This window comes from Bradyrhizobium sp. SZCCHNS3016, assembly GCF_032484535.1.
Classification (GTDB): domain Bacteria; phylum Pseudomonadota; class Alphaproteobacteria; order Rhizobiales; family Xanthobacteraceae; genus Bradyrhizobium.
In genome coordinates, this window is record NZ_JAUETE010000002.1 from 582,919 (window position 1) to 593,662 (window position 10,744).

Below are 10,744 nucleotides of genomic sequence, written 5' to 3' on the forward strand. Positions count from 1 at the left end.
CAGGCTCACGGCTTCGCCATCGAACCGAGCTGCAGCTCGACGATGCGGTTGAAATCATCAGTGTCGGCAATGCTGGCGGCGCTGTCCGCCCAGATGCGCGCGGTGTCGGCGGCCATCGGCAGCGACAGTCCGAGCTCACCGATGAGCTGCGCCGCGAGCCTGACGTCCTTGCGCATCAGTTGCATGGTGAAGCCGGAATCGAAGGCGCCGTTGAGAATCCAATTGGGCACGTTGACGAGCGTGACGCCGGAGCGGCCCGAGCCGGCATTCAGACCTTCCAGCAGCCGCTCGGCATCGACGCCCGCCGCATCGGCGATGCGCAGCGCCTCCGCGGCGGTGAGCAGGTGCGCGGCGCAGAGGAGATTGTTGACGATCTTGGCGACGTTGCCGGCGCCGACGCCGCCGACATGGACGCGCTTGGCGCTCATCCGCTCCAGCACCGGCAGCACGCGCGCAAGATCATCGCCGTCGGCGCCGATCACCATGGTCATGGTGCCCGACGCCGCGCCCTTCGGCCCGCCGCTGACCGGCGCATCGACGAAGCCCATGCCGCGCGCCTTGAGAAGGGCTGCGAGCCGGCGCGAGGTCTCGGGATGCGAGGTCGAGGTGTCGACGATGACGACGCCGGGCCTGGCATGCGCGAGGATGCCGCCGGCGCCCTCCACGACATCGGCGACGATGCCGGCGGTCGGCAGTGAAAGGATCACGATGTCGGCGGCGGCGATCACGCCGCCGATGCCGTCGGCAATCGCGATGCCCTCGGCCGCCAGCGCCGTTCGCGTCGCGGCGAGCGCGTCATAGCCGGTGACGGCAAAGCCGGCGCCCTTCAGCGTCAGCGCCATGCCGCGCCCCATCTTGCCAAGTCCGATGATGCCGATCGGGGTCACGAGGCCTCCTGCCAGGATTTGCCTCGGCAGCGTAGCCGCACGATTCCGAGGCAGACATCAGCGCCCTCCGCCATTAGTGTTGACCTGAGGTCAACAGTTTCCGAAGCCATGTCCGCCCTGCTCGATCACCACCGCCTGCATTATCTGCACGAGGCGATCCGCCTCGGCTCGGTGCGCGCCGCCGCCGAAGCACTCGACGTCAACGCGTCGGTGATCAGCCGGCAGATCGCACTGCTGGAGAAGGAGCTCGGCCTGACCCTGCTCGAGCGTCTCAGCCGCGGCATCCGCGCCACCGAGGCCGGTGCGCTGCTGGTCGAGCGCTTCCGGCAATGGCAGGCCGACCAAGCCGACACCGTCGCGAAGTTGCGCGAATTGCAGGGGCTCAAGCGCGGCCATGTCGACATCGTGCTCGGCGAGGGTTTCGTCAGCGACCTGATGTCCGGCCCGCTCGGCCGGTTCTGGCAGCGCCATCCCGACCTCACCATGGCGTTCGATCTCGCCGGCACCAACGAGGTCGTCAATGCCGTTGCCGAGGATCGCCATCACATCGGGCTGGTGTTCAATCCGGGCGCCGATCCGCGCATCCGCGTCGCGACCGCGAGCCGGCAGCCGCTGTGCGCGATCATGCCGCCGGATCATGCGCTGGCGCGGCTCGGCCGTCCCTTGCGCCTGCGCGAGCTCGCCGACCACCCGCTCGGACTGATGCATCCGAGCTACGGCACGCGCCAGATCGTGGCGATGGCGGAGGCCGCCGAACGTATCGCTCTGTCGCCGAAGCTGACCACCAGCTCGATCAACGTGCTCCGCCACTTCGTCAAGAGCGGCCTCGGCCTGACGCTCTTGCCCGCCTTCTCGATCGCCGCCGATCTTGCCGACGGCTCACTCGCTGCCGTGCCGGTCGACAACCGCCTGCTGGCCTCGAGCGAAGCCTGCGTCATCACCCGGCGCGGCCGCGAGCTGCCGCATGCCGCCGGTCACCTGCTGCGCTTCCTGAGTGGCCAGATGCGGGCGTTCCGGGTCGGCGGAGCCGCCGGCAAGACCAGGACGCGCGGCGCCGGACGTTGATCCGCGCAGATCACCGCGGATCGTTTTCCGTTGCGCTCGCACGTGGGTTGCGATTGGATGTTGCAACTTCGGGAATCGACCTCATGCGCAACGTTCTCGCGATCGCGTTCGGCCTGTGGGCGGCGACAGCGGCCCAGGCCGAGACCTGCCAGTTCATCGGCAACCAGATCCTGTGCGACGACGGGACCTCGGGGCAGCGGATCGGCAACAACACCTATTGGAACGACGGCTCCTCGTCACAGCAGATCGGGCGCTTCACCTACAACAACGACGGCAGCAGCTCGCAGCAGATCGGCAATCACACCTACTACAGCGACGGCACGTCGGCGCATACGATCGGAAACACGACCTACTTCAGCGACGGCAGGACGTGCCGGCGGATGGGCAACCGCGTCTCTTGCGACTAGGCGATTCGGCCAATGTGACCGACGCTGCAACGGCTTCTCGGAGCTGGAAATCTTTGAAATAGAGGGAATTGAACCCTTGCATCGGGGCACGTCGGCTCCGGTCGACGGTCGTTCAACCGGCGTTTCACGAAGGTAGCCATCATGGAGTTCCGCTTTTCTTCAACGATCGAAGACGAGGCCTCCCACGTCCGCTTCCAACTTGGAAATCTCGAATTCTTTCGAACCGAGAAATATGATGTGACCTGGCCAGATGCACTCAAAGCGGAGATCGAGCAAGGTATAGCTCAGTTTTCAGATGAGAGACTGCGCGACGCGATCGTGCGTCACGACTTGCCGGGCGCCAGTTTGGAGCGCGTCGTGCAGTCATGGCGGCGGGTGGAGGATCGATTTGCTTCCGATTTCGTTGCGCAGCTTACGCGACAGTTGCCAAAGGTCGTGCGCGTCCATGTCACCAAGTTTGGTCCGGGCGGGTCGCACAATGGCGCATCGATGGCGCCGCGATTGGTCGTAAGCTATCCGGAAATGAAGGGATTGGATTTCAACAGCGTTCTCGTCCATGAGTTCATCGAAGTCTTGCTTTGGACAAGGTTCCGCAGCGAAGAAGCCAGACTGGGAAAGAGAGCCGCTCATGCCATCAAGGAAGCTGTCGTCGACAAGTTCTGCTCCTGCGACAACCTGATACCCGTCGTTGGGAGCTACAGAAAACAAGCGAGCTATTCCCAACTGCCTCCGGATTGGGAAGGTTGGCTACCAGCTAAAGGGCTGACGTGGAGTTCGTAGCGACCAGGCCAAATCTAGTGCGGCGTCATGCTGGCTGGCGTTGACGCAGCGGTGGTGACGGCTAACAAGTAAGAGGTCACAGTTCGGGCCGGCAAACAGTCAACCACCCGACGAATTCACTCCACGACCAAACCTTGACCGCAAACCCGGCGCGATGAATTCTTGCGGCGAGCCGGGTTTCGTTTGTTACCAAAACATCAGACTCGTCCGCAGCCGTTGCAGCTATCAGCGCGTCTTCCGCGTGCTTCGTATTTCCTGCCATGTGCGCCACGATTGAGGCGTTGACTGCATTGCTGCCCCAACTGCATTCATCCCACTCTGAAACGTCCCAAATTGCGCCGGTTGTCGATACCTTCCCAGCCAGTCCGTATATCTCCAGCAAAGCAGCGCGCTTCGGCTCTGGAGCCAGCGACAGCTCATCGCGCTGAACGTGGGTGCTAACGAGCGTCAATTGACCGTCCGCGATGGGCTCCTGAATCGCTCCGATCACAACCTGATCGGCCGCAACCAGATCATGCACATTACTGTCCAGCATGATTCTCATGGGTCAGTGTTCTATTTGAAAATGAATCGTCAGGTAAAATGGTTGCCACCATACTTGCCACCAAAGAGAACCTACCTTTGGCTAAGTGGCTGAAAATACTGGAGCGGGTGAAGGGAATCGAACCCTCGTATTCAGCTTGGAAGGCTGCTGCTCTACCATTGAGCTACACCCGCATCACGGCGTTCCCTAACATGGTCCGCGGCGGGTCTCAACCTCTTCGGGGCGGGGTTTCGAAGCGGATGGGTCCCGGATCGGGCCTGATGGAACGGCCCGAAGCGATGGCAGCGCACGACACCGAGACCGCGGCGCGGCACGCCGGCGGCGGCCCGGTTCCGTAATCTGCCCCCTACCCTCGCCGCCCGGACCGTCCTATATTGGCGTGACCATCAACAACGAAAGGAGGTGATCCAGTGTCTTTCACCAAGCGCTGTCACCTCGCTGGGATCGCCCGCTGAGCGGCTCTTCATGAGCGACGTTTGAGGGCGTGATTCGTCAGCGGATTGCGCCATCGCGGCTTGGCAACGGGGCGGTCTCGGCCCTGGACCAGCGAGTTCAAGAACGGAAGCGCGGCGGGTCTCACGGCTCGCCGCGTTTTTTATGGCACCTCCGCCCGTTCCCCGGCGGACGGTGCCGGGGGCGCCGGCTCACTGCGGATGAACCGCCGCGCCAGGAAGCCGCCGAAGCCGAGCATCCAGAAATACTGCACGTACTCCGGTGCAAGCGCTGCGATCACGATGCCCGGCACGAACACGATGACGGGAAAGATCGCGCCGGCGATCTCGGCATGGCGGCCGCTTGGAAGCGCGAGCCACCACAGCGCGGCGTTCAGCGACGCAATGATCGTCAGATGCAAGCCATAGAGGACGGCCACCGCGCTGCTCAGCCTGTAGCCGCCGTAGAGCCCGTTGGTCACCGGCAGCAGCACGATCGACAACAGGAAGAACAGATTCAGGATGACCACGGGCCGGCCCGCGAACGGCTGCCGGGCCAGCCGTCGGTGGTGGCTGATCCAGAACACGCCGGCGATGATGAAGCTGAGGACCAGCCCGGCGAGACGGCCGGAATAGGTATGCGCCAAGTCGATCCAGCCGGGCATATGCGCGAAATTGGGCTTCGGCAGGTCGTAGGCGAGAAGCGTCATTGCCACACCGAAGATGGTGTTGGACAGCGATTCCAGCCGGCGCATCTCGAACAGGTGGGACTGAGGCTCTGTCATGTCGAATCGGAAGCGACCGCGGCGGGGAACGGAGATGAAGACTCACGTTCTATAGCAGCTCCGGCGCCGCACCGCCCGACCTCGCTGCCGCCCTTGGGCGGCAGCAGTCACGTCACTCGCCACCCTCCAGACCACAACCGGCGATCGAGCGTCAGCCCTCACCGGCACGCATAGATGTGGCCATCGAAGCCGCGATAGCTGCGGGTCGCCGGATTGTAGCTGCGGAACTGGACGCAGGCCGGCACACCCGCTGTGCGCAGCCGGGGCTTGTCCTCCGGATGCTGCCGGGCCGCGGTCGGGGTTGCGGCCGCAGGCCTCGCCATCACGATCATCGGCCGGCTAGCGACCATGCGCGATGTCCTGCCGCCATCCTTGACCGCTGCATCCCTGACGGCGACCACAACGGCCTGCGCCTGGGCCGCCTTGCCGGATGACGGCTTGCCCGATGAGGCCCTGGCTGGGGATGGCGTCGTCGCGGGCGGATTGGCCGCGGCCGTCTTGGCGGAGGACGGCTTGGCAGAGGACGGCTTGGTCGCTGCCGCCGCCGTCGACGGCGATTTCACGGACGGCTTGGTCAGGGACGGCTTGCCGGCGACTGGCTCTGCTGCGGCGGCCTTCGGAGCCGCATCCTGCTTGTCCGTAACTGCGGCCTGCTTCGGCTCAGCCGAGGCGGCGGATGTCGTCGCAGCCGCCTCCGCAGCCGCGACAGGCTTGACCTCGGCACCGGCCGAAATGTCGGCGCTGGCAGCCTGGCTCGGAACGGACGGCCCGGGATTGACCGACGCGGTCTTGTCGTCTGCAGGGATCTTGTCCTCGGCAACGGGCGCCTCGGCCGGCTTCTTGATCAGCTTCTTGCATTCCAGCGGGAACACCAGCTCGCCCGACGCCGTCAACCCGATCGGCTCGCATCCGCCGAACGGCCCGCTGTCCTTGCCCTGATCCTTGGCCACCTCGCCTGCGGATGGTGAGGAGCCACCCGGCTCGGCGCTTCGCGCAAGCGAACCGCCAACTGCAATCTGAAATAGAACAACGCCGCACAACAATCCGGCCCGGCCGGCCTTCCGCCCCAATGTACGCATGACACGCTCGCTCGACGCATGAACTCCGACAAGGCCATCACGCCATTGAGGCAAGTCTGTGAAGGCAAGCCGCGGATTCCCGCTGCGATGTCAATTCGATGGCATTGTGTCCTGTTTGCACGATCAACCGTGCCGCAGGAATCCCTCAATGCGGTTGCAATCGGAGCCTAACAGGGTCACCCGCGTGCGGCGACCGTTGGGCATTGACGGCCGCCGCCAGATGCGAGCGTCCGGACAGACCCATTGAGCGCAACCGACTATCGTCCCGACATCGACTGCCTGCGCGGCTTCGCAGTGATCTCGGTGATCGCGTTCCACTACGACATCTCGCCGTTTCGCAGCGGCTATGTCGGCGTCGACATCTTCTTCGTCATCTCGGGCTTCCTCATCACGCGGATCATTCATGCGGAGGTGCGGACCGGAACGTTCTCGTTCGCGGCGTTCTACCGGCGCCGTGCCCGGCGCATCCTGCCCGCCGCCCTCGCGATGCTGTGCGTCACCCTGCTCGGCGCCAGCGTGATCCTGTTGCCGCGAGATGCAGTGTCCGTGGCGCACCAAGCGCTGGCCGTCCTCGTCTTCTGCTCCAACATCCTGCAGTGGTCGCAGCAGGGCTATTTCGACGCCGCCGCCATCACCAAGCCGCTGCTGCACACCTGGTCGCTCGGGGTCGAGGAGCAGTACTATCTGCTGTTCCCCACGCTGGCGCTCGCCGCCTTCGCGCTGCGGCGGTCGCTGATGCTTGCGAGCTTCGCCGCGGTCTGCGCGACCTCGTTCCTGCTCTGTGTGATCCAGACCCGGCTGCAACCCGCCGCCGCGTTCTTTCTGTTGCCGGCCCGGGTCTGGGAGCTCGCGCTCGGCGCGCTGCTGGCCGTGGAAGCCCTGCCGGCACCGCAAAGCCAACGGCTCAGGATTGCGGTGGCAGCACTGGGCTGGACCGCACTCGCCGCCGCCGTCAACCTGTTCTCGCCGCACACGCCCTATCCCGGCACGGCCGCGCTGCTGCCGTGCCTCGGCGCCGCCGCCGTGATCTGGGCCAATCCGACCCCGAGCAAGGCCGTGCTGACCGCGGTCAAACCGATGATCGCGATCGGGCTGTGGTCCTACTCGCTCTATCTCTGGCACTGGCCCGTCGTCTCGCTGGCGACGGCCGTCTGGGGTCCGCCGAGCTCGATCGCGGACAAGCTGGCGCTGCTCGGAGCCTGCACCGTGCTGGCGCTGACGAGCTTCTATCTGATCGAGCAGCCGGCGAGGCGCGCGCAGTCGCCGATCACGGCGCGCGCGCTGGTCGCGAGCGCATCGGTCGTGCTGCTGGCCTCACTCTCGATCATCGGACTTGCCGGCTTTCCCGCCCGCTTCTCGCCGCGGGAGCGGGCGATAGCGGAATTCATCAGCTACGATCATAAGTCCGTCTATGAGAGCGGCACCTGCTTCCTCGATCCGGGCCAGACGTTCGAGGCGCTGCAGCCGTCATGCCTTGCCAAAGGCCCGCGCCCGCGCATCCTGGTGTGGGGCGACAGTCACGCCGCTCACCTCATCCATGGCCTGACGCGAGCCATGCCCCAGGCCTCGCTACTGCGCGCCAGCCTTGCGCAATGCGTCCCTCACGCCGAAGCGGGCCAGTCCGCCGCCTGCACGAATTTCAACCGCCGGCTGCCTCGGCTGGTGCGCGAGCTCACGCCCGACATCGTCGTGCTCTCGGGCAATTGGACGCGCACCGCGACGACGCCGGCCGCACAGGCGAGCCTGCTCGCCACGATCAAGGCGATTGCGGACACCGGCAGCAAGGTGGTGGTGGTCGGGCCGAGCCCGCAATTCGATCGTCCGCTGCCGCATCTGCTGATCGCGGCGAAGCGGTTCGGCGTCGGTACCGACGGGCACATGCTGGATCTGCTCGGCGAGGTCGACGACTTCATGCGCACGCTGCTGACGGACGTGGCGCAGACCGAATACGTTTCGCTGCTCGCGCTGCTGTGTCCGGCAGGAGATTGCGTGCTCCAGACCTCCGACGGCGCACCGCTCGCCTGGGACGATGGTCACCTCACGGCGCAGGGCTCGGAGCTCGCAGGCGCACGGATCGTCGCGGCGTCGCCGGCATTGGCCGCGGCCGCAAGCGCCGCAACCGATAGCGAATAGCGCCACCTAATCGTCCGACAAGAACCTCGCGAACACCGGCGCGGCGCGCTCGCCCATGCGCTGGGCCCCTGCCACGGTGAAATGGCCGGCATCCTGGAACAGCCACACGCCACCCTCCACGACCGGGCAATCCTGGTCGCAATAGACCTCCGAGGGCCTGAGCAGCGTCACCTTGGCCAACGGCCTGATCGCCTCCGACAGGACGGCATCGATGATGCGGTTGGTCGCCACCGCCTCGCTCTTCGGCACGGCATCGCACGGCTTGGCGGGCGCGTGCCAGCGCGGCCCCGGCAGCATGCGCAACTGATCGAAGGCGCAATTCACCGGACGGACCTGGCCGCCGACGACGAGGAAATGCCGGCCCGGCCGGTCGAGCAGACGGATCGTCTCGGCAAGATGACCGGCGACCGCGGCGTTGCGGGCCTGCGCTGCCGGCCCATCGCCGAGATCGAGATAATGCTGCCACGCCTGCCCGATCACGACGAAATCGGCCTGCGACTGCCGGATCCGCGGCAGCTCGCTGTCGCGCAACTCTGCGCACACCTGGGCCCGAGGTCCCTCCGCGGTGAGCCCCGCGAGCGTGGGACATCCGCTCATGGTGGAGACGTGCCCGATCATGCCGCGCGCCTTCAGCGTCGCATCGAGCGCGGCGACATATTGCTGGACGTAGGAATCGCCGAGCAGCTCGACGCCGCGCGTGCCGTCGAGATCGCCGAACGCGCAGAGACGGCCGAAGGTGCGGCCGCATTTGTTGAGGCCGAAGCCCTGCAGCTGGAACAGCGCGAGCTGGTCGTCGGGCAGCCGCGACACGACGCCATTGGCGCGGAACGTCACATGGGTGAGCGCGGCACCGACGATGAGCACGGTCGCAAAGCTCGCCACCTGCGCGACCCTCGGCCACGGCAGCCGCCGCAGCGGCCGCTCGACGATGACGAACATCAGCGTGGTCAGCACCGCCATCAGCGCGAGCTGCGCCGCCAGTCCCGCCGCGGTCTGCGCCGCATCGCCGAAGATGAAGCGGACGAAGAAGATCACGGGCCAGTGCACGAGATAGAGCGAATAGGAGGCGGCGCCGACGACGCGAACCGGGCGGACCATCACCAGCGATGTCGGCGCGTTGGCCGCAATGATGACGGCGGTGGCGATGCATGGCAGCAGCGCGGCGACGCCCGCAAGGGACTGATAGCGGCCGATCACGAGGAGGCTGCCGGCCAGGACGACGTCGCCACAGGCGGCGGCGAGGACGCGTGCGCGCGGCGACGCTGCCAGGCGGGCCTCGAGCGGAATGGCGAGCGCGCCGAGCGCGAATTCGAACACCCGGAACGGCGTCAGGAAGAACACGGCGTCCGGATCGCGCGATGACAAGAGTGCGGCCGCGGCAAGGGACAACAGCCCGATCGCCGCAATGGCACGGAACACATGCCGGCGCGTGCCGAGCCACATCAGCAGCAGCGGCGCCAGCGCGTAGAATTGAACCTCCGCCGACAGCGACCACAAATGCAGCAGCGGCAACTGATCCGCGCTCGGCGCGAAATAGGCACTGGCCTCGCGCCAATATTGGATGTTGGCGATGGAGAGCAGCCCGTGCGTCGCCTCCTTGGCGAGCTGGCGCAGGGCCTCCGGCGACAGGAACAACCAGCCGACCGCGAACGTGGCCGCAATGGTCACAACCAGCGCCGGCAGGATGCGCCGTGCCCGCCGCAGATAGAAGTCCGACAGCGAGAAGCGCCGCGCGGCGACGTCGCGCAGGATCTGCCCGGTGATGAGATAGCCGGAGATGACGAAGAAGATGTCGACGCCGGCATAGCCGGCCTCGAAGCCGGTGATCCTCAGATGGAAGAGAATGACGATGACGACGGCGATCGCCCGGAGGGCATCGATGTCAGCCCGATGACTGCGTTCCAATGTCGTCCACTCCGCGCATCCCTCGAGGCGGACGAGTTGCGCAGACACGGATGGCAACAGCGGGAAACAGTCATGACGTCATCGGACCCATCCGATGACGTCGCGCCGGCGGTGGCGTGGCGGACGTGAAGAAGGATTGCTGAAGTCGGCCGCAAGTTCGGCAATCCGTTGAACCGCCTGCTCGAATGCGGCAATCTGGCGGCGCTGAGCGGCAATGCAGGGGCTGATGGTGGTGACGGGACTGTTGCGAGGAGAATGGCGGGCAGCGTTCGCGGGAATAGCTGTCGCGGCGATGCTGGTGGCGGCCACCTCAGCCGCGGCGCAAGCCCAGGCGCCTGCTCCCGCGCCCGGTCCCCCTCAGACCACGGTCGAGCGCAACGCCAAGGGCGTCGCCGGCAAGCCGATCCAGGTCGGGATCTATCTCAACGTCCAGCCCGACTGCTCGTCCGGGCCCCTTCCTGCCATCCGCCTGGTGTCGCCGCCCGGCAACGGCACCGTCACGATCAAGCGCGGCAAGGTCAGCGCGACCAACTACAAGCAGTGCCTCGCCCTGGAAGTGCCGGGCTTCATCGCCTTCTATCAGTCGAAGGCCGACTTCGCCGGCACCGACACGGTGACGCTCGAGGTCAAGTTCCCGCAGGGCCGCACCGAAGTGCAGCGGATCATGATCAACGTCGGCGTCGGGCCGGCGGGGCAGAAGATCTGAGCCGCAGCGCATCGGCGACGCC

Annotated in this window: 10 protein-coding genes and 1 tRNA gene; 5 read left to right on the forward strand and 6 right to left on the reverse strand. The window is 66.0% G+C overall.

Going from position 1 to position 10,744, the window contains the following annotated elements; genetic code table 11:
• Positions 1-5: 5 nt before the first annotated feature.
• Positions 6-887 carry an NAD(P)-dependent oxidoreductase gene (locus QW881_RS06890; protein ID WP_315754130.1) on the reverse strand — a complete coding sequence of 294 codons (882 nt, stop codon included), beginning with the start codon at positions 885-887 and terminating at the stop codon, positions 6-8.
• A 108-nt stretch (positions 888-995) separates the two neighbouring features.
• On the opposite strand from QW881_RS06890, the gene QW881_RS06895 reads away from it, so the two are divergent.
• The 3 genes from QW881_RS06895 (at position 996) to QW881_RS06905 (ending at position 3,139) form a co-directional block, all read left to right on the forward strand.
• On the forward strand, positions 996-1,952 hold the full coding sequence (locus QW881_RS06895) for a LysR family transcriptional regulator (protein ID WP_315754128.1): 957 nt from the start codon (positions 996-998) through the stop codon (positions 1,950-1,952).
• 83 nt (positions 1,953-2,035) lie between these two features.
• Positions 2,036-2,359, forward strand: coding sequence for a hypothetical protein (locus tag QW881_RS06900; protein ID WP_315754125.1), 324 nt, complete (start codon positions 2,036-2,038; stop codon positions 2,357-2,359).
• A gap of 141 nt (positions 2,360-2,500) precedes the next feature.
• Positions 2,501-3,139 carry a hypothetical protein gene (locus QW881_RS06905; RefSeq protein ID WP_315754123.1) on the forward strand — a complete coding sequence of 213 codons (639 nt, stop codon included), beginning with the start codon at positions 2,501-2,503 and terminating at the stop codon, positions 3,137-3,139.
• Positions 3,140-3,215: 76 nt separating this feature from the next.
• Here QW881_RS06905 and QW881_RS06910 read toward each other — a convergent pair whose 3' ends face one another.
• From QW881_RS06910 to QW881_RS06925, 4 genes are all read right to left on the reverse strand, one after another.
• Positions 3,216-3,683 carry a hypothetical protein gene (locus tag QW881_RS06910; RefSeq protein WP_315754122.1) on the reverse strand — a complete coding sequence of 156 codons (468 nt, stop codon included), beginning with the start codon at positions 3,681-3,683 and terminating at the stop codon, positions 3,216-3,218.
• Positions 3,684-3,782: 99 nt separating this feature from the next.
• Positions 3,783-3,856 (reverse strand) — tRNA-Gly (locus QW881_RS06915).
• Positions 3,857-4,278: 422 nt separating this feature from the next.
• Positions 4,279-4,899, reverse strand: a complete 621-nt coding sequence (locus tag QW881_RS06920; RefSeq protein WP_315754120.1) for a TMEM175 family protein — start codon at positions 4,897-4,899, stop codon at positions 4,279-4,281.
• 158 nt (positions 4,900-5,057) lie between these two features.
• Positions 5,058-5,849 carry a hypothetical protein gene (locus QW881_RS06925; RefSeq protein ID WP_315754118.1) on the reverse strand — a complete coding sequence of 264 codons (792 nt, stop codon included), beginning with the start codon at positions 5,847-5,849 and terminating at the stop codon, positions 5,058-5,060.
• Positions 5,850-6,221: 372 nt separating this feature from the next.
• Here QW881_RS06925 and QW881_RS06930 point away from each other — a divergent pair, with 372 nt between their 5' ends.
• Positions 6,222-8,111: an acyltransferase family protein gene (locus tag QW881_RS06930; RefSeq protein ID WP_315754115.1), complete on the forward strand. Its 1,890-nt coding sequence runs from the start codon at positions 6,222-6,224 to the stop codon at positions 8,109-8,111.
• Positions 8,112-8,117: 6 nt separating this feature from the next.
• Here QW881_RS06930 and QW881_RS06935 read toward each other — a convergent pair whose 3' ends face one another.
• Positions 8,118-10,016: an acyltransferase family protein gene (locus QW881_RS06935; protein WP_315754113.1), complete on the reverse strand. Its 1,899-nt coding sequence runs from the start codon at positions 10,014-10,016 to the stop codon at positions 8,118-8,120.
• A 214-nt stretch (positions 10,017-10,230) separates the two neighbouring features.
• On the opposite strand from QW881_RS06935, the gene QW881_RS06940 reads away from it, so the two are divergent.
• Entirely contained in the window at positions 10,231-10,722 is a 492-nt protein-coding gene (locus QW881_RS06940) for a hypothetical protein (protein WP_409998951.1), read from the forward strand.
• The last annotated feature ends 22 nt before the right edge of the window (positions 10,723-10,744 follow it).